Origin of the sequence: Streptomyces abyssalis (assembly GCF_001751365.1) — a bacterium.
GTDB classification, from domain to species: domain Bacteria; phylum Actinomycetota; class Actinomycetes; order Streptomycetales; family Streptomycetaceae; genus Streptomyces; species Streptomyces abyssalis.
Genome location: NZ_LJGT01000038.1, coordinates 1,293,779 through 1,312,731, shown reverse-complemented (window position 1 = coordinate 1,312,731; position 18,953 = coordinate 1,293,779). Strand labels below are relative to the sequence as shown.

Annotated in this window: 16 protein-coding genes and 1 pseudogene; 4 read left to right on the top strand and 13 right to left on the bottom strand. The window is 71.2% G+C overall.

What is annotated here, in order from left to right:
• Positions 1–32: 32 nt before the first annotated feature.
• Positions 33–533, top strand: a pseudogene (locus AN215_RS13020) (P-loop nucleotide/nucleoside kinase family protein); the annotation flags it as partial.
• A 155-nt stretch (positions 534–688) separates the two neighbouring features.
• Here the strand turns inward: AN215_RS13020 and AN215_RS13015 are convergent.
• The 6 genes from AN215_RS13015 to AN215_RS12990 form a co-directional block, all read right to left on the bottom strand.
• Complete coding sequence (locus AN215_RS13015) at positions 689–1,750, bottom strand: Gfo/Idh/MocA family protein (protein WP_070009261.1); 1,062 nt, start codon at positions 1,748–1,750, stop codon at positions 689–691.
• A complete protein-coding gene (locus AN215_RS13010; protein WP_070009260.1) occupies positions 1,747–2,835 on the bottom strand; it encodes a Gfo/Idh/MocA family protein in 1,089 nt (362 codons plus the stop codon). The genes AN215_RS13015 and AN215_RS13010 overlap by 4 nt, the downstream gene beginning before the upstream one ends.
• A 111-nt stretch (positions 2,836–2,946) precedes the next feature.
• Positions 2,947–3,978: a carbohydrate ABC transporter permease gene (locus AN215_RS13005; RefSeq protein ID WP_245694424.1), complete on the bottom strand. Its 1,032-nt coding sequence runs from the start codon at positions 3,976–3,978 to the stop codon at positions 2,947–2,949.
• Entirely contained in the window at positions 3,971–4,957 is a 987-nt protein-coding gene (locus tag AN215_RS13000) for a carbohydrate ABC transporter permease (RefSeq protein WP_070009259.1), read from the bottom strand. The genes AN215_RS13005 and AN215_RS13000 overlap by 8 nt, the downstream gene beginning before the upstream one ends.
• Before the next feature lie 5 nt (positions 4,958–4,962).
• Complete coding sequence (locus AN215_RS12995) at positions 4,963–6,231, bottom strand: ABC transporter substrate-binding protein (protein ID WP_070009258.1); 1,269 nt, start codon at positions 6,229–6,231, stop codon at positions 4,963–4,965.
• Between the two features lie 128 nt (positions 6,232–6,359).
• Positions 6,360–7,610, bottom strand: coding sequence for an ROK family transcriptional regulator (locus AN215_RS12990; RefSeq protein ID WP_245694423.1), 1,251 nt, complete (start codon positions 7,608–7,610; stop codon positions 6,360–6,362).
• A 93-nt stretch (positions 7,611–7,703) separates the two neighbouring features.
• Here AN215_RS12990 and AN215_RS12985 point away from each other — a divergent pair, with 93 nt between their 5' ends.
• Entirely contained in the window at positions 7,704–8,888 is a 1,185-nt protein-coding gene (locus tag AN215_RS12985) for a Gfo/Idh/MocA family protein (protein ID WP_070009257.1), read from the top strand.
• Between the two features lie 100 nt (positions 8,889–8,988).
• Positions 8,989–9,627, top strand: a complete 639-nt coding sequence (locus AN215_RS12980; RefSeq protein ID WP_070009256.1) for a GNAT family N-acetyltransferase — start codon at positions 8,989–8,991, stop codon at positions 9,625–9,627.
• A 24-nt stretch (positions 9,628–9,651) separates the two neighbouring features.
• Here the strand turns inward: AN215_RS12980 and AN215_RS12975 are convergent, their stop codons facing one another.
• The 3 genes from AN215_RS12975 to tcuA all read right to left on the bottom strand — a co-directional run bounded on the left by AN215_RS12975 (position 9,652) and on the right by tcuA (position 13,634).
• A complete protein-coding gene (locus AN215_RS12975) occupies positions 9,652–10,950 on the bottom strand; it encodes a hydroxyacid-oxoacid transhydrogenase (protein ID WP_070009255.1) in 1,299 nt (432 codons plus the stop codon).
• 93 nt (positions 10,951–11,043) lie between these two features.
• Positions 11,044–12,156, bottom strand: coding sequence for an isocitrate/isopropylmalate dehydrogenase family protein (locus tag AN215_RS12970; RefSeq protein WP_070009254.1), 1,113 nt, complete (start codon positions 12,154–12,156; stop codon positions 11,044–11,046).
• Positions 12,153–13,634: an FAD-dependent tricarballylate dehydrogenase TcuA gene (tcuA, locus tag AN215_RS12965; RefSeq protein WP_070009253.1), complete on the bottom strand. Its 1,482-nt coding sequence runs from the start codon at positions 13,632–13,634 to the stop codon at positions 12,153–12,155. Before tcuA ends, AN215_RS12970 begins: the two co-directional genes overlap by 4 nt.
• Positions 13,635–13,745: 111 nt before the next feature.
• Here tcuA and AN215_RS12960 point away from each other — a divergent pair, with 111 nt between their 5' ends.
• Positions 13,746–14,480 carry a GntR family transcriptional regulator gene (locus AN215_RS12960; RefSeq protein ID WP_216093795.1) on the top strand — a complete coding sequence of 245 codons (735 nt, stop codon included), beginning with the start codon at positions 13,746–13,748 and terminating at the stop codon, positions 14,478–14,480.
• A gap of 113 nt (positions 14,481–14,593) precedes the next feature.
• On the opposite strand, the gene AN215_RS12955 is transcribed toward AN215_RS12960, so the two are convergent.
• The 4 genes from AN215_RS12955 to AN215_RS12940 form a co-directional block, all read right to left on the bottom strand.
• Entirely contained in the window at positions 14,594–15,115 is a 522-nt protein-coding gene (locus AN215_RS12955) for an AbrB family transcriptional regulator (RefSeq protein ID WP_139140729.1), read from the bottom strand.
• 57 nt (positions 15,116–15,172) lie between these two features.
• Positions 15,173–15,694 (bottom strand): AbrB family transcriptional regulator, encoded by a 522-nt coding sequence (locus tag AN215_RS12950; protein WP_171904179.1) that lies wholly within the window; start codon positions 15,692–15,694, stop codon positions 15,173–15,175.
• 8 nt (positions 15,695–15,702) lie between these two features.
• Positions 15,703–17,703: a tripartite tricarboxylate transporter permease gene (locus tag AN215_RS12945; protein WP_070009251.1), complete on the bottom strand. Its 2,001-nt coding sequence runs from the start codon at positions 17,701–17,703 to the stop codon at positions 15,703–15,705.
• A 116-nt stretch (positions 17,704–17,819) separates the two neighbouring features.
• On the bottom strand, positions 17,820–18,944 hold the full coding sequence (locus AN215_RS12940) for a Bug family tripartite tricarboxylate transporter substrate binding protein (protein WP_070009250.1): 1,125 nt from the start codon (positions 18,942–18,944) through the stop codon (positions 17,820–17,822).
• Between the last annotated feature and the right edge of the window lie 9 nt (positions 18,945–18,953).

Sequence of the window (18,953 nt, the reverse complement as noted above, 5' to 3'; positions counted from 1 at the left end):
CGGGCGTGGGACAGCGGCCGGGGGTGGACCATTTGATCATCTGGCTGAACGGGACGTTCGGGGCGGGGAAGACGACGACCGCGGAGGAGCTCGTTCAACTCGTCCCGCGGGCGCGTCTGTTCGACCCCGAACAAGTCGGATACATGCTGGCGCACGTGCCGGACCTGCCCGAGCTGGGGGACTTCCAGCACTGGCCGCCGTGGCGGCATCTGGTCGTCGAGACCGCCTCGCAGCTGCTCGGCTACGTGGGCGGGGTGCTCGTCATGCCGCAGTCCGTCCTGGTCGAGCGGTACTGGGACGAGATCAGCACCGGCCTGGACAGGGCCGGAATCCGCGTGCGTCACTATGTGCTGCACGCCGACCCCGGCACCCTCGCCGCCCGGATCGGCGCCGACAGCCCGGCGGACCAGGCGTGGCGGCTGAAGCATCTCGCCGCCTACGACGAGGCGTACACGACCTGGCTGGGCCGCGCGGCACACACCGTGGACACGACCCGCCGGGAGCCGGCGGAGGTGGCGCGGGGCATCGCGGCCGACGCGGGGGCACTGCCGGATGCGCCCCCGCGCGGGCCCGCTCGGCCCGGTCGGACCGGTCAGCCCGGTCAGCCCGGTCAGCCGGCACGGCCTGAACCGCCTGAAGTGCCCTGAGCGGAACGGGACTTCACGGAGCCCGCGTGCCTACCGGCCCTTCAGCCCGTTCGGTCCCCGAGCCGTACCGGCCGGCCCGAGCGTGCCGAGGCGTAGCCCGCCAGGGCGATGCGCAGGGACCGCAGGCCCGCCTCGCCGTCGGCGACCTGGACGGCGTCCGGGACGGCGGGCCCGTCCCCGTCCACCTCGCCGGCCTCCGTGCCGTACAGGAACGCCCGTACCATCGCGCCGTCCAGGTCGCTCCCCCAAGGCAGCAGCACGCCCGTGCGCTGCCTCTCGTCGAAGCCGGAGACCACCTGGCAGAAGGCGTCCATTTCCACCGTGGCGCGCTCGCCCACGAGTTGGAGTTCGAGGCCGCCCCAGGTGGGGTGGTGGTCGGGGTGGCTCCAGCTGCAGTCGATGGTCGCGACGGCGCCGTTGGTGTAGCGGACGGTCACCAGTCCGGCGGTCTCGACCGCGACTCCGTCGGCCTCGTACATGAGGTTGTTGGTCTGCGCGTACACCTCCTCCGCGCGTGCCTCGCCGAAGAGGTCGTCGAGCAGGTCCGCGATGTGCACCGTGTGGTCCATCAGGGCGCCGCCGCCGGCGAGCCCGGGATCGGTGAACCAGGCGCGGGAGTCCGCCGGCAGCCGGCCGTTGTTCGCTCCGGCGACCGTCAGCACCGGGCCGGTGGCTCCGCCGCGTACCGCGTCGCGCAGCGCGGCGTATGCGGGGCTGAAGCGCACGGGGTAGGCGACGCCCAGCCGTACGCCCGCGTCACGGCAGGCGGCGACCATCGCCTCGCCGTCCTCCTCGGTGGTGGCGAGCGGCTTCTCGCACAGCACGTCCACGCCGTGCTTCGCGGCGAGTTCGACGAGGGCACGGTGACGGGCGTTCTCCGCGGCGACGATCACCGCGTCCGGGCCCTGGTCGAACAACTCCTGGTAGGTGGCGACGTGTTCGACGCCGAGCCGCCGGGCCAGCACCTCGCCCCGCACCTCGCCGGGAGGCGCCGAACCGGCCTCCGGATCGCTGGTGACGACCTCGACGCCGTCCATGTCGCGCAGCAGTGCCGCGTAACCGGCCGCGTGCACGTGGGCGAAAGAGAGCACTCCGACCTTCACCGGGCCACCTCCTGGTTCTCGGGGGCCTCCTGGGTCTCGGGGGCCTCCGGGGACTCGTCGTCACGGCCGTCGGCACCCGTCCCGTCCGCGGTGCCCGTCTCCACCGCCCGTCCCGTACGCGCCGATTCGGCGGCGGCGACGGCGATGCGCACGGCGGCCAGTCCGTCCTGCGCGGTCACCCGGGGCTCCGGCCCGCCGCGCACCGCCTCCGCGAACTCGCGCAGCTCGGTCAGGAACGGGCTCTCCGTCAGGTTCACGGCCGGAATGCCCTCGCCCTGCGCCGCCGCGCCCTGCGAGATCACACGGAACGCCTTGGTCTGCGCGGAGTCGTGGTGCAGCACACCGTCCCGTCCGGCGATGCGGAACGTCGTGCGGAACTGCGCGTCCGGCAGGCCCCACACCCCGTGCACGTGGCTCACCGCTCCGGAGGCGTGGGTTAGTACGGCCGTGGCCGCGGCCACACACCCCGCGGGTGCGGGCGCCTCCTGATGTCCCCGTACGTGCGCGTGCACGCGGACCACCTCACCCGCCAGCAGCCTGGCGAAGTCGAAGTCGTGGATCATCTGGTCCACGAGCAGGCCGCCGGAGAGAGCCGGGTCGGCGAACCATGGCGACCACACCGGGTAGGTGCCCGTACGCGTGAAGCGGAGCACGGCGGGCTGCCCGACCGCACCGCCGGCGACGGCCTCGGCCATGGCCGCGTACTCGGGGAAGTACCGCACCACATGGGCCGGGAAGAGCAGCACACCGGCGCGATCCGCCTCCGCGATCATCTCCTCGACGTCCCCGGGGGCGAGCGCCAGCGGCTTCTCGCAGGCGACGTGGCGGCCCGCGCGCAGCGCGGTGAGCGCGACCTCCCGGTGGGTGTGGGTCGGGGTGCAGACGTCGACGGCCTCGGCGGAGTCGAGGAGTTCACCGAGGCCGTGGGCCGCCCGCACGCCTCGGTGCGCGTACTCGGCGGCGAGCCGCTCGCCGCTGTCGTCGGATGTGAACACGGTGACCCGTGCTCCCAGCGTGAGCCAGGCGGGCAGATGGGCGCGGGCGATGCCGCCCGCGCCGATCAGCCCCACTGCGAGTTCCGGCATGGGGGTATGGCTGCCTTCCGGTCGGGGTCGGACAGGTCTACGGGGACGGATGCGGGTCCGGGTCGTGTACGGATGCGGGTCCGGGCATGTGTGCGGGTGCGGATGCGGCGCTCAGCCCTTCGATCCGCTGAGTGCGATTCCCTGTACGAAGTGGCGCTGGAGCAGCACGTAGAGGATCAGCATCGGCAGACTGGCGATGACGGAACCGGCCATCATCACGGGATAGTCCGTCATGAACTGCCCCTCCAGGGAGACCAGTCCGGCGCTGACCGGCGCCTTCGAGGGATCGGTGTTGACCACCAGGGGCCACAGCAGATCGTTCCAGGACCACATCGCGGTGATCACGGCGAGCGCGGCGAGCGCGGGCCGTACGAGCGGCAGCATGATGCTCCAGAAGATCCGGAACGGGCCCGCGCCGTCGATGCGCGCGGCCTCCTCCAGCTCCCTCGGCAGCGCCAGGAAGAACTGCCGCAGCAGGAAGGTGCCGAAGGCGCTGAACATGCCCGGCAGGAAGAGCGCGGGCACGGTGTTGAGCAGCCCCAGCTGCTGCATGATCTCGTGCTGCGGGAGCACGAGCAGCTGCGGCGGCACCATCAGCACCGAGAGGAACACCGCGAACAGCACGTTCTTGCCGCGGAACTGGAGCCGCGCGAAGGCGTAGGCGGCCAGCGAGCAGAAGACGAGCTGGCCGAGCGTACGTCCGGCCGTGTTGAGCAGGCTGTTGGTGAGCATCTCCCTGAACGGCACGGCTGTGAAGACCTTTTCGAACGCGGCCCAGTTCAACGCCTCGGGCAGGATCGTCGGCGGTACGCGCACCGCCTCCGGCATGGTCTTGAACGCGGTCAGCAGCTGCCACAGGAACGGGAAGACCATGACCAGCGCGCCCAGCGACAGCACCGCGTGGGTGGCCACGGCGCCCGGGTCGAAGCGGTACGGACGCCTGCCGCGCGGCGGAGCCGGGGCGGAGCCGGACGACGGGTCACCCGGGGCCAGGGCGCCGGGCGACGGGGCGCCGGAGGACAGGGCGCCGGGCGACGGGGCGCCGGAGGAGAGGGCGCCGGGCGACGGGGCGCCGGAGGAGAGGGCGCCGGGCGACGGGGCGCCGGAGGAGAGGGCGCCGGGCGACGGGGCCGGTTCAGGCATAGTGCACCCACCTCTTCTGGAACCGGAACTGCAGGTATGTGAGCGCCGCGATGAGCAGCATGAGCAGGAAGGCGAGAGCCGCGGCGGCCCCCTGGGAGTTCTCGTCGAAGGCCCACTTGAAGAAGAGCGTCACGACCGACTGCGTCTCGCCGAGCGCGGGGTTCTCGGGGCTCATCATCACGAAGATCAGGTCGAACTGCTGAAGCGAGTTGATGACGCAGATGACCGAGGCGAAGAAGATGCTCGGGCTCAGCAGCGGCACCGTGATGCGGAAGAAGCGCCGCACCGGGCCCGCACCGTCGATCTCGGCGGCCTCGTAGACCTCCTGGGGGATCGCCTTGATGCCGGCGGTGAAAATGATCAGGTAGTAGCCGACGTGGGACCAGATCATCACGAGGCCGATCGCGTACACGGCGGTCGAGGGGTCGGAGACCCAGTAGCGGCCGTCGACGCCGATCCACGACAGCGCCTCGTTGACCATGCCGAAGTCGCCGTTGTAGAGCCAGTTCCAGACGAGCCCGACCGCGGCGGGCAGCGTCACGAACGGCACGAAGTACAGCGCCCGGTACACGGGAACGCCGCGCAGCCCGCGCCGGTTCATCAGGTCGGCCAGCACGATGGCGACGGGCAGCGTCATCAGCCCCATCACCATGTACAGCAGCGTGTTGCCGAGTGCCTTGCCGACGGTGACGTCCTGCACCACGCGCCCGTAGTTCTCGCCGCCCACCCAGGAGTTGCCGCCGAAGGCTCCGAAGGAGGTGAAGCTGAACCAGAAGGTCTCCAGCAGCGGCCAGATGTAGAAGACGAGGAAGCCCACCGCGATGGGCGCGATGAAGAGGTATGCGATCCGCTGCGAGCCGCGGCCCGTCGTGCCGGGGCCCGCGCCGGCGCCGCTCCGTGCGCCGCTGCCGCCGCGTCCGCCGGCTCCGGTACGGCGTTCTGCCTGCTCGGCCGCCGCCGTGGAGGGAAAGACAGCCATGGTCCTCACTTCTCCTGTTCCAGGGCCAGGTCCATCTGGCGGGCCAGGGTGCGCGAGGCGTCCTCGATGCCGCCCTTGCCGGTGAACGGGCCGCCCAGCAGCTGCGGCTGGAGGTTCTCCCACACCGCGGTGTGCTTGGACGCCGGATACGGGACGGCGTAGTCGAGCATGTCCGTGAAGACCTTCAGGTCGAACTCCGGCATCGACTTCACCCAGGTGTCCTGCGTCCCTTCGTACGAGGAGATCGTCACGCCCTCGCGCGCCTGGATCTCCGCGGCCTTCCGTGAGCCGAGGAACTTCACGAACTGCCAGGCCGCCTCGGTGTTCCGGCTCTTGCCGGATATGGCGTTGGCCAGGCCGTGGATGGTGGTGCCGCGCTCGCGCCCCTTGGGGAGCACGGCGACGCCGCCGTGGTCCTTGATGGCGGGCGACGCGTACATCTGGGAGGCCATCGCCGAGAGGTCGTAGTTCATGGCGACCCGCTCCGACAGATACAGCTGACGGCCCCTGGTGTCGGCCATCGCGCTCTGCGACGGCGAGTGGCCGCGGTCGATGAGGTCCGTCCAGAAACGCAGCCCGTCGATGGTGCGGGGGTCCCCGAAACCGGAGCGGCCGTCGCGGATGACGTGACCGCCGGCCTGGGCGATGGTGTTGTAGTACGTGTACTGGTTGTGCATCTCGGCGGCGATGCCGTGGACACCCGTACGCCGGTCGGTCAGCTCGGCGGCCGCGTCCCGGACGGTGTCCCAAGTCCAGCTCTCATCGGGGTACTTGATGCCGGCCTTGTCGAAGAGCTCCTTGTTGTACCAGAGCCCGATCGTGTCGAAGTCCTTCGGCATCGCGAAGTGCGTGCCCTCATGCGTGTACATCCGGAGCAGCTCCTCCGGATGGACGCCCATGTCGAACTTGTCGCGCTCCAGATACGGGTCGAGCGGCTGCAGCACGCCCTCGGAGGCGTAGAGCTGGAGGTTCACCGCGTTCATCCAGAAGACGTCCGGCGCGGAGCCGCCGCGCATGGCGGTCTTCAGGGTCGTCCAGTACGAAGTGAACGGCGTGACCTGGACCTTGACCGAGATCTTCGGATGCTCCGCCTCGAACGCCTTGATGATCTTCTTCATCCCGGCGACCTGCAGCGGGTCCCACATCCCGTACGAGATGAGGGTGCGGCCGTCGGAGGTGCGCGCCGAGGCGCCTCCGGCACTGCATCCCGTGGCCGCGCCGGCGGCGGCCGGCGCGGCGGCCAGCGCTCCGGCGAGCAGAGTTCTCCTTCGCATCGGCGACTCCGTGGACTCCGAGGGGGACGGTCTGAGGACGGTCCGGGGACGGTGTGAGGTCGGGAACGCAGGGGCAGGCGGTGGCCGTTCGTGCGCGGCCGGGCCGGACGTCGACGTACGTGCCTGGTTCAGCGGTTCATGGACGGCGGTACGGAGGGCAGCGGCCCTGTGGCGTCGCAGAGCAGTGCTTCGACGCTGTCGAGCGCCTTGCGCACGGCGCCCAGCGCCACGCCCTGCTCGCCCAGCGTGCTGACGGTGATGCGCGGCACGTGCAGCGGCACATCGAGTGCCACGTCCCGCAGCTGCCGGGTGAGCAGCGGGGTCAGGGCCTCCCCGGCGGGGGTCATCCCGCCCGAGAGGACGACGAGTTCGGGATCGACGGCGAGGAGAAGCGCCCCTATTCCGGGTGCGAGGCGCGTGGCGTAGCGGTCGAGGATCTCCAGCGCGTCCGGGTCCGACGCGCCGGCGGCGCGGGCGAGCGCCGCGACCTCCGACTCTCCCGCCCGCCGTTCGCCCCGCCAGCCCAGTACCTCGTGGGCGTGCGAGAGGCCGAGCCCGCGGTGCAGCCCGAGCTCGCCCGCCCAGCCGCGGTGCCCGCGGTGGAGCCGGCCGCCGAGCAGCACACCGCAGGAGGAGCGGTGGCCGATCAGCAGACAGACGACGTCGTCCGCGAGTTGGGCGGCGCCCTGCCAGTGCTCGGCCAGCGTGGCCAGGTTGACGTCGTTCTCGGCGAGGATGCGGCACGGGAAGGACTCCCCGAGCCTCCGTGCCAGCTCGAAGTCCGACCACTCCGGCACGATCACCGAGGTGATGCGGCCCGTCTCGCCGACGATGCCCGGTACGCCGACGCACAGGGCCCACAGTTCCTCCGGACGCACCTTCTGCTCGTCCAGGAACCGTTCGATACGGGCACGGAGGAAAGCGAGGCGTTCCGCGCCTCCCATGTCCGGGTCCATCTCCTCGCGTTCGGTGGCGGTGACGTCGCCGGCGAGGTCCGACAGGAGCAGCACCACCTTGTGCAGCCCGATGTCGACGCCGACGACCCGGCCCGCCTCGCCGCGGAACCGGAAGCGCCGGGCCGGACGGCCGGACCGTCCGGACGCCGGCTCGGAGGCCTCGGTCAGCCAGCCCTGCGCCGTCAGTTCCTCGACGACCTGGTCGACGGTGGGACGGGACAGCCCCGTGGCGGCGGCGAGCTGGCTGAGCGACTGCGGACGCCCCGGCCCCTGGGAGCGCAGGAAACGCAGCACGGCGATGGTGTTCAGCCGCCGCAGAGCGGCCAGGTCGTGGCCCCGCATCCCGTTCACCTCCCGGCCGGTGTGCTCGCAGACGAACCGGTTGATCGGTTCTTCGTACTGATTGATTGAGGACTGTTGCATAAACGGCCGTCGGCGTGAAGGCTTCGGACCGGGCAATTACGCAGGAGTCCTCGATATGGGCAGGGCACCTCGACATGGGCGGCGGTGAGGGCGATGGCCGGCGACGGCCTCCGGATCGGAGTCGTGGGCGTGGGAGAGCGCGCGGCGCTCGCGACGCACGTCCACGACTCGGCGGCAGACGCCCGGGTGGTGGCCTGCGCCGACCCGCATCCGCGCGGGCGGCAGGCGGCACACTCGCTCTTCGGCCCCGAAGTGCCCGTGCACCCGGGCCATGAGGAGCTGCTCGCGGCCGGCGGGATCGACGCGGTGATGGTCTTCTCCCCTGACCATCTGCATGCCCGCTGCGTGCTCGACGCGCTGCGCGCGGGCGTCGCCGTCTTCGTGGAGAAGCCGCTCGCCGTCACCACCGAGGACTGCGATCTGATCCTGCGCACCGCCCGTGCGACCGGCAGCCGCCTCTACGTCGGCCACAACCTGCGGCACGCACCCTTCGTGCGGCAGATGCGGCAGCTCGTACTCGACGGGGCGGTCGGGAACGTACGGGCCGTGTGGTGCCGCCACTTCGTCGGGCACGGCGGCGACTTCTACTTCAAGGACTGGCACGCGGAGCGGCGCAACACCACGAGTCTCCTGCTGCAGAAGGGCGCCCACGACCTCGACGTCGTCCACTGGCTCGCCGGCGGCTCCCTGCGGCAGGTGAGCGCCGTCGGTGAACTCGCCGTCTACGGCGGCATCACCGACCGGCGCGACCGCAGCGGCGAGCGCATGACCGAGTGGCACGACCCGGACGTGAACTGGCCGCCGTCGGCCCTGACCGGGCTGAACCCGGTCGTGGACGTCGAGGACATCAGCATGCTGCAGGGGCGCACCGGCAACGGGGTCCTCGTCAGCTACGAGCAGTGCCACTTCACGCCCGACTACTGGCGCAACTACACGGTGATCGGCGACCACGGCCGGCTGGAGAACTTCGGCGACCTCGACGGCTCCGTCGTCAAGGTCTGGAACTCCCGCCGCACCGGCTACCGCGAGGACGCCGACCTGACCGTCCCCGTGCCGCGGGCGGAGGGCATGCACGGCGGGGCCGACCGGCTGCTGGTCAAGGAGTTCCTCCGCTTCGCCCGCGACGGCGGGCCGACGGAGACCTCGCCGCTCGCCGCCAGGGAGGCGGTCGCGGCGGGGCACGCTGCCACGAGGTCGCTCCGTTCGGGCAGCGTGCCGGTCGAAGTGCCGGAGATTCCGCGGGAGTTGGTCTCGTACTACGCGAACGGGCAGCCCTGAGCACGGACTGCGGGAAGTCCGGCACCGCGCAGCGCGGTCCATCCAGTCCGGCTACGTAAAGGAGTTGTAGGCGCGACCCGCCTTGGGAACGATTACATGCATGGAAGGACCTGCCGAACTGCTCCTCTCCGGACGCTGCCGGCTGCGGCGCTGGCGAACCGCCGACGCCGACGTCGTCTACCGGGTCGTCGCCGAGTCCCTCGACCATCTGATGCCGTGGATGCCGTGGGCGCACGAGGACTACAGCTCCGACTCCTCCCTGGAGTTCGTCACCAGGTGCGAACGTGAATGGGCGGAGGGCCAGGCGTACAACTACGGGGTGGCCGTGGACGGTTCGACGGTGGGCAGCTGCAGCCTTATGCGCCGCATCGGCCCCGGAGGCCTGGAGATCGGCTACTGGATCCACCCGTCGTGGACGCGGCGGGGTCTGGCGACGACGGCGGCCGGCGCGCTGGTGCGTGAGGCGTTCAGGCTGCCCGGGGTCGAGGTCGTGGAGATCCACCACGACGAGGCCAACAAGGCCAGCGGCGGGGTGCCGAGCCGCCTGGGTTTCACCGAGGTCGAGCGGCGGCCGTCCCTGGAAGGGCCGTCCGCACCGGGCGAGACCGGAATCGAGGTCGTCTGGCGCGCACACCGGGGGCGCACGCCGCTGCCGCCCGGGCCGTCCTCGGCGCCGGCGGTCTCTCCGGCCTCTCCGTCCTCTCCGTCCGCTCCGTCCGCTCCGTCCTCGGCCGACTGAGCGGGCGGGGGGCGCCGCTGCCCGCTACCAGTTCTGGACGGAGCTGAGGAGGATCCGCTCGATGTCCTCCTCCCGCACGGGGCGCGGGCAAGTGGCCAGCAGGCGCTGCTGCTTCATCGTCCCCGGCACCAGGCCGGGCACGTCGCTCTCGCCGTAGCCGACGGCGCCGATGCCGTTCGGGATGCCGATGTCGCTCATCAGGCCGACGAGGGCCCGCGGCAACTGCTCGGCGGGGTCGGGGAGCCGCTCCATGCCGGGCGCCAGCAGCTCCGCGGCCCGCAGATGCCGCTCCGGCGCCGAGGGGAAGCAGAACCGGAACGCCTCCGGCGCCGTCAGCGAGACGGACTGCCCGTGCGGCACCATCGGTTCGTCCTGCGGGTATCCGGACGGGCGGTACTCCTTCACCATGCCGGCGATCGGATAGCCGTTGGCGTGCGGGATGTGGACCCCGGAGTTCCCGAATCCCATGCCGGCGAAGGTCGCCGCCATCAGCATGTCCGTACGGGCGTCCACGTCCTCCGCGCCGCTGTGCACCGCACGCCGGAAGGACTTCGCGATCAGGCTCAGCGCCTTCTCGCACCACAGGTCGGAGACGGGGTTCGAACCGCAGTACGTCACCCGCTCCTCGGGCCTGCGCCGCGCCGAATCCGCGTACCAGCCCGCGGTGTACGACTCCAGCGCATGGCAGACGATGTCCATGCCCGCCGAGGCGGTGACCTCGGGCGGCAGGGTCATCGTCAGCAGCGGGTCGACCACCGCGAGGGCGGGGCGCAGCCGCCAGTGGCTGATCCCGGTCTTGACCTTCATCGACAGGATGTCCAGCACGCACATCGCGGTGCTCTCCGCGCCCGTGCCCGCGGTCGTGGGGACGGCGACCAGCGGCTTGAGCCCCTGTGACGGCACCTCGGCCCGGCCGATCGGCTTGTTGACGTAGTCCATCAGCTCGCCGCCGCAGGACGTCAGCAGGTTGACCGCCTTCGCGGTGTCGATGGCCGAGCCGCCGCCGACCGCGACGAACCCGTCCCAGGGACCGTGCTCTTGTGCGTACTCGACGGCGGCGGCGAAGCTCGCGTCGCTGGGCTCGACGTGCACGCCGTCGAAGACCCGCGCCTCGATGCCGTACCGCCCGAGGTTCCCGGCCACCCGCTGGGGGACACCGAGGGCGCCGACGCCGGGGTCGGTCAGGACGAGCACCCTCCGCACGCCGTACTGCGCCATGTCGTGGCCGATCTCGTCGGACGCACCGGCACCGAACTTCAAAGGGGGCGCGCCCCAGGTGAACACGGTCTCCTCGGTCAGGCCGCTGTCGTCGCCGGTGCTCATCGCAAGTACGCCTCCACGTTCGCGGTCACGGACGGAATCAGCCACTCCGGTCTCTCCGCTGCGGGTGCCCGCGGGCGACCGCCGCACACGGACTCACCCCGGACGCAGGTTCTCGCACACGGCCGCGGTGACCGACTGCGTTCCGCGTACGGGCTGTCCCCGTTCGCCCAGCTCGAAGTCGCCCCGGGAAAGCGCCGATTCCACGGCACCTCTCACGCGGTCGCCCGCCGAGGTCCTGCCCGCGTGGTCCAGCAGCAGCGCGAGGCTCAGGATCTGCGAGACCGGGTTGGCCAGCCCCCGTCCGGCGATGTCCGGGGCGCTGCCGTGCACCGGCTCCGCGTAGGCCGCGTCCGTACCGGCGTTGAGCGAACCGCACATGCCGAGGCCGCCGACCGTAGCGGCGCCGAGGTCGCTGAGGATGTCGCCGAGGAAGTTCTCCATCACGAGTACGTCGAAGGTCTGCGGCCGTGCGACGAGTTCGTGGGCGGCCGCGTCGGCGTAGAGGTGTTCGGTCCCGATGTCCGGGTAGTCACGGGCCACTTCGTCGAACACCCGGCGGAAGAGCGCGTAACTGCGCAGCACGTTGCTCTTGTCCACGCAGGTCACCCTGCGGGCGCCGTCGGCGGCGGCGCCCATGCGCCCACGGGCCAGCTCGAACGCGTACCGCACGACGCGCTCCGTGCCGACGCGCGTGACCATGAGCTGGTCGGAGGCGGCGTGCGGCGTGGCCGCGCCCGCCCCTCGCGAGAGATACAGGCCCTCGGTGTTCTCCCGTACGACCACGTAGTCGATCTCGCCGGGGCCGTGCCGCGTGGCACCGGTGACGCCGGGAAGCAGCCTCATCGGGCGGACGTTGGCGAAGGTGTCCAGGCCCGTGCGGAGGAGCCCGCCGAGCAGCCCGGCTTCGGTCCCGTCCGGGTGGCGTACGTCCGGGAGACCCACGGGGCCCTTCAGTACGCCGTCGGCGGCGCGCAGGCGTTCCAGCGCGCCGTCCGGCAGTGCCCGGCCGGTCCTCCGGTACGCCGTGGCACCGGCGTCGACCGTGGTGAGGCGGTACTCGAAGCCGTCCAGAGCGGCGACCCGGGCGAGCACCTGGAGGGCGCTGTCCACGAGTTCCGGACCGATGCCGTCGCCGGGGATCACCACGAGGTCCAGCGGCGAGGGGGCCGCCTCCGGCGGTCCGCCCGCTTCGCCCGGCCCGCTCATCCGGCCCGTCCTGCCGAGGTGCCGGCGATCCGCCCGAAGACCGAGCCGTTCGTCAGTCCGGTGCCCCCCGGGTAGTTGAAGTAGAAGAGCCCTCCGACCAGTTCACCGGCGGCGAAGAGACCGGAGATCGGGTTCATGTCGGCGTCGAGGACCTGCGCGCTCTCCGGGACGATGCGGACGCCCCCGAAGGTGAAGGTGATGCCGCAGGTCACCGCGTAGGCCTCGAAAGGCCCTTCGTCGACGGTGTTGGCCCAGTTGGTCTTGTCGACCGCGAGACCGGCGGTGCCCCGGCCGTCGCGGACGTTCGGGTTGAAGGGCGTGCCGGTGTCGACGGAGGCGTTGTAGGTCTCCATCTCCGCGACGAATCCGGCGGGGTCCACGCCGTCCATCTTCTCGGCCAGCTTCGTGAGGCTCGGGGCGGTCACCTTGGTGATCTGACGTATCCGGTACTCGTCGCGCAGGAGGTGCGTGACCTTCTGGTCGAAGACCTGCCAGGCGAACTGGCCTGGCTGCTCGAGGATCACGCGCCCGTACTTGGCGTAGGTGTAGTTGCGGAAGTCGGCGCCCTCGTCCACGAACCGCCGGCCGTGGGCGTTGACCATGACGCCCCAGGGATAGCTGTGCTTCTGGAAGTGGTCGCCGACCGCGAGGTCCCCGAACTCCGGGGCGTTGCGGTCCCAGCCGACGGCGTGGCAGCCGGACCAGTTCCCTGCCGGGCTCGCCCCGGCGCGCAGCGCCATCCGCAGGCCGTCGCCGGTGTTGTACATCGTTCCGCGGACCTTCGCGAGGTCCCATCCCGGGCCGAGGTAGCGCGCCCGCATCTCGGGGCTCGACTGGAATCCTCCGCTGGCCAGCACCACGGCGTCGGCGTGCTCGTCGCGGGTCTGCCCGGCCTGGCGCACCGTCACGCCGCGGACGCCGCCGCCGTCGTCCTGGAGCAGTCCCAGCACGCGCGCTCCGTACTCGATGCGTATGCCGGCCCTGACGGCGGCGCGCGTCAGTGACTCCACGAGGCCCATCCCGCCGCCGGAGGCCTCGACCGTCAGGCCTCCCCAGAAGGTGAAGCGGCCGTCGACCTTGAAGGCCTGACGCCCGTAGATCGGAACGAACCGCACGCCCTTCTCCGACATCCACAGCAAGGTCGGAAGGCTTTTCTCCACGAGGGTGGAGGCGAGTTCGGGGTCCGTCCGGTACTCGGTGACGCGGGCGAGGTCGTCGAGATAGTCCGCCGCCGTATAGCTCCCGAAGTCGGTGTTCCCGATCTCCTCCGGGGTCAGGTCGGGCATCAGCTTCCGCAGGTCCTCGACGCCCGAGTAGACGACCCGCATCGCGCCCGCGGTGAACGCGGTGTTGCCGCCGCGGAGTCTCTCGGGCGCCCGCTCCAGGACCAGGACCTCGGCGCCCTGTTCGCTCGCGGCCAGCGCCGCGCACAGCGCCGCATTGCCCGCTCCGACAACGATGACCCGCCGACCTGCCATGGACGCTCCCCGGGACTCTTCACGTTCAGGGTCACATTCAAGTTGCATGCAATTCCTTCGAGATTGTACTCAACTTGCGGACGATCTGACCACTCCCGTACGGTTCGGTTCGTGCAGGAGGACAAGGCACCTACGACCAGCGGCATCCGGAGCCAGTCAGAGGAATCCGCGGAGCGCCTCCGCGCCTATCTGCACCAGGGGGCGGTGCGGGGCCGTACGACCGACGACGTCACCGGCGCGATGCGCGAAGCGATCCTCGACGGCGTCCTCCCTCCCTCGGCCTGGCTGCGCGAGAGCGAGCTTGCGACCGCGTTCAAGGTGAGCCGGACGCCGGTCCGGGAGGCGCTCAAGCGCCTGGCCGACGAGGGCCTGGTGATCAAGACCGCCCACCACGGAGCGATGGTCGCCTCGCTCTCGCTGGAGGACGTGCTCGCTCTCTACGTCGTACGCGAGGACCTCGAAGGACTCGCCGCCCGGCTGGCGGCAGTGCGGTGCCCCGAGGGGCTGGTCGAGGAGCTCGACGAGATCAACGCCGCCATGCGGGAGGCCGCCGGGCGCGAAGCCGTCGCCGAGCTGTCCAAGCTGAACCTCGCATGGCACCGGGCCCTGCGGACCGGGGCGGCCAACCCGTACCTGGAGAGGTTCCTGGGCCAGGTCGAACATGCCGTACGGCGCCTTCCGGCGACGACCCTGGGGCACCCGGGCCGCGCCGAAGAGGTGCTGGCCGAGCACGAGGCGGTCGCCCGGGCGGTCAGGGAACGCGACGGCGAGACGGCGGAACGTGAGGCCAGGGCCCATATGCGCCGGGCCCGCGAGATCCGGCTCGCCGTGCTGCTGGGCGGCTGACCGGAGCGCTGCCCGCGAGACCGACCGGAGCGCTGCCCGCGAGGCCGGCCGGAGGGCCGCATCCGCGGCTGATCGGAGGGCCGCACGCGGGGCTGACCGCCTTGCTGACGCCGTCATCCGGACCGTCCGTACCGGCGGCGGGCCCACCGCAGCAGCAGGGGAAGGGCCGAGAGCACGACGACCAGCCGGATCAGGTGCATCCCGGCGACCAGGCCGCTGTCCGCTCCCAGCCCCGCCGCCGCCGAGACCATCTCCCCCACGCCACCGGGGATGGAGCCGAGCAGCGCGGGCGCCGGTCCGAGGACGCCGCCGGCGGCGAGGGCCGCACCGGCCGCCACACCCACAGCGACGATCACGAGGGCCACGACGGACCCGGGCACGACGACCCGGCGTACGGAGGCGAAGAAGTCCCGCCCCACCATGGAACCCACGCCGCAGCCCACGAGAAGCTGCCCGGCCACCGCCCACCAGCCCGGCGGCGCCGCGCCCCCCGCGCCGATCAGCGGAGCGGTCGCGGCACCCAGGATCGAACCGGTGACCGGCCACATCGGCAGCCGCAGCAGCCTGCCCAGCGCCGCCCCGGCGCAGGCGAGCCCGAGCAGCATCGCGAGGTCCGGCAGAGCGCCGGAGCCCACGCCGCTCACCGCCGCCCGCCCGCCGGACCCGGCCCGCCTCTCATCGCGACCCGCCCGTCACGGCAGCCGGCTCAGGACGAGGACGAGGACCGGCAGCACCACCAGCACCACGAGCAGTACCCGTACGAGATGGATGACCGTGACGGTCCCGACGTCCGCGCCCTCCTTGACCGCCAGTACGGACAGCTCACTGAGCCCGCCCGGCGCGCAGGCGAGCACCGCCGTGGCCGGGTCGAGACGGTGACGCTTCATCAGCCGCCGCGCCAGTGCCGCGTCGAGGGCGAGGAGCAGCACTACCGCCGCCAGCACGGGAAGCGCGGCCCGCGCCAGGATTCCGAGGCTGTGGCCGTCCAGCCGCGCGGCCGACACACAGCCGATCAGCACCAGCCCCGCCGTACGCACGGCCCGCTGGAGAGGGTGCGGCCGCGCCCTGACCACGCTGCCGGCCACGGCACTGCCGAGCACGGCGCCCACCAGCGTTCCGGCCGGGACCCGCAGCCAGGTGAGCAGCAGCCCGCCCGCGGCTCCGGCCAGCAGGCCCACGGCGGCCCGTGGAAGGGAAGCGCCCGGTCCGGTCACCGCTCCGCTCACAGCAGCCCGACCGGCGTGAGGTAGCCGATGGGCAGCGCGATGTCCGCGAAGGCCGCCAGAGCCGCCAGAGCGCCGACCGTGCACAGCGTGTACACGACGATGCCCCGCCAGCGCATCTCGGCCACGAGCCGCAGGAACAGCGGCAGGAACACCAGCGCCGCGAGCAGTACACCGAGCACGTACGTGAGCGCGATGAACCCGGCGAGCCAGGCGAACGACCGCAGCACGGCCCGCCATTCGACGGCCCACGCCGCACGCTGCTCCGGCTCCTGCGGACCCGCCCGCCGCAGCACGCGCACCCCGGCAACCAGCGCGCCCGCGGCCACCGCCGCCCCGACGACGGTCACGAGCCCCGGCACGAGCCTGGCCTGGCTGCTGTACCCGCGGGAGATCACGAACGCCGCGACGAAGACGACCAGGAACACCGCGGGGACGACGACGCTCCAGATCCGGGGCGGCCGCGGTCCCTCACCCGCCTCGCCGTCCGGCTGGTCCTCCTGGTCCTGCTGCGCGTCGCCGGGGTCACGGCGCGCCCGGACCTTCTTCACCAGCGAGAAGAGCGTCGGCACGACGAGCACACCGAGCAGGACGAGGACCCATGGCCGGACGGTCCACTCGCCGAACTCGTAGAGGTTCGCGGTGAGGAAGTAGTAGCGCTCCATCGGCAGGCTGAGCACGAAGCCGATGAGGAACGGCGCCCGCGGTATGCCGCACACCTTCATCACCCAGCCGAGGGCGCCGAGCAGCAGCATGACCTGGAGCAGCGCGATCTGCTCCGAGTCCTGGAAGCCGGCCGTGAACAGCACGACGACGAGCCCGCCGGCCAGGACCGGGAACCGTACGAAGCTGAGCTTCGCCAGCGGACGGCTCAGCAGGAAGCAGGCCGCGGCCCCCAGGATGCTCGCGAGCGCGAAGGACCAGATGATCGTGTAGACGATGTCCAGGTCCTTGGTGATGATCCGCGGACCCGGCTCGATGTTGAAGGCGAGCAGCGCGCCCAGCAGCAGAGCCGCGGGAGCGCCGCCCGGAATCCCGAACAGCAGGGTGGGGATGAGGTCGCCGGCCTCGACGGAGTTGTTGGCGCTCTCCGGAGCGATGATTCCCCGTGGATCGCCCTTGCCGAAGGTCTTCTTCTTCTCCTTGCGCGTCGTCGCCCTCGCCTGCCCGTACGCCATCCACGTACCGGCGGTCGCGCCGAGCCCCGGCAGGACTCCGGCCCACATTCCGACGAGGGCGCCCCGTATGACATGCCGCCAGTGCTGCAGCACGTCCCGGAAGCCGGTGCGCCAGCCGCTGCCGAGCCCCGAACCGGTGGCGACGCTGGAGCGGCTGCCCACGAGCGTGACGATCTCGGCGATGCCGAAGATGCCCAGCGCCACGGCCACCAGGTCCAGGCCCTCCGAGAGGAAGAGCGAACCGAAGGTGAACCGGTAGTCGGCCGCCGCCGGAGCCGCGCCGATTCCCCCGAGCAGCAGCCCGAACGCTCCCGCGAGCAGCCCCTTGACCATGTTGCCGCGCGAGAGCACCGCGGTCAGCGATACGCCGAGCAGGGTCAGCATGAACAGCTCGGGCGCCCCGAAGCTGAGCACCAGCGGACGTGCCACGGGTATCGACAGCGTCAGTCCGAGAGCACCCAGCAGCCCGCCGATCATCGAGGACATGAACGCGATCGACAGCGCCCGCGCGCCCTGTCCCTTCTTCGCCATCTGGTGTCCGTCGAGCATCAGCACGCTCGCGGACGCCGATCCGGGTATCCCGAGCAGCACGGACGCGATCGTGTCCGAGGTGTGCACGACGGCGACCGCGCCGATGATCAGGGCCAGTGCCTGCGTGGGTTCCAGTGCGAAGACGAACGGCAGCAGCATGGCGACGGCGCCCGTGCCGCCGAGCCCGGGAATCATGCCGACGACCAGGCCGGAGCCGACGCCCAGCAGCAGGAATATCAAGTTCGACAGGGCGAAGAGGTTGCCCAGCGCGCTGAACGCGGCATCCAGCATCGATCAGACCTTTCGGGGGACTTGCGAACAGCCGAGACGTCGGGGCCTCCGGGCGTCGGAGGGCGTCCGGGCGCCGGGGGCGCCGTCACGGTGGACGCCCCCGGCGCGGCGGCCGCTCAGGTGCCGCCGAGCTTCTCGTCGTACTCGCGCTCCAGCATGTCGAGGGCGTACTTGCGCGCTGCGGGATCGATCTCGAACGCCTTCTGGATCTCCTGCTCCGCGTTCTCGCCGGAGTAGAGCGGATAGCCGCCCAGCACGCTGTCGCTCTTCTTCGCGAAGTTCTTGTCCTTCTTGAGCTTGCCGACCGTGCTCCAGTAGGCCTTCACGATCGAGTCCGGGGTGTCCTCGTTGGCCCACAGGCCCTTCTGGTACGTGGTGCCGGGGACGAGGAACGCCTTGTAGGACTCGTAGGCGGGCCCCGACGGCTTCTTGCCGTACATCTTCTTGTGGAACTCCTCCACGGTCGGCAGGTCCGGCACGTTCGGATCGCGGACGACCTTGCCGTCCTTGAGCACCCCGAAGGACATCAGCGGGACGGCCTTGCCCTTCTCGGCCAGGGGCTCCACCTGGGTCTTGTACGCGGACGTGGTCTGGTAGTCGATGTTCACCTCGCCGCGCTGGTAGGCCAGCAGCGCCGTCTCACGCCCCTCGAATCCGAACGTGGCGTCGACCGGCTTCTTGAGCACGTCCATCGCCTGGAGCATCGTCAGGTCGAGGCCCGTGGCGCTGATGCCGCCGTAGGTGAGCTTCTTCTTGTGCTTCACCAGGTCGTCCGCGCTCTTGATGCCCGTCTTCGGCGAGGTGTAGATGACGCCGCCCGAGCCGTTCATGATCAGCGGCCGCATCTTCGAGAAGTCGAACTCCACCTCGGGGCGCTTCAGCAGCGCCTGATAGTAGGTCGTCGCGGAGGTGACCAGGACCTCCTTGCCGTCCGTACCGCCCGACCGCACGAACTCGTTGGAGCCGGTGATGCTCTCTCCGCCCGGCTTGTTCTCCGGCAGGAACGTCGGCGTCCCGGCGGTGTGCTTCTTCAGATACGGCGCGAGGAACCTGGCCCAGGTGTCGGTGCCGCCGCCCTCGTCGTAGGGGATGACCATCTCGACGCGCGAGGGGACCTCGGCACCCGCGTCGGTCTTTCCGTCGTCCCCGACTCCTTGGGGATTGCCGCAGGCCGCCAGTGTCAGACCGGCAGCCATCACCACCCCGGTCATCCGGATACGAGACATCGGTTTGCGGCTCATCGCCGGTCC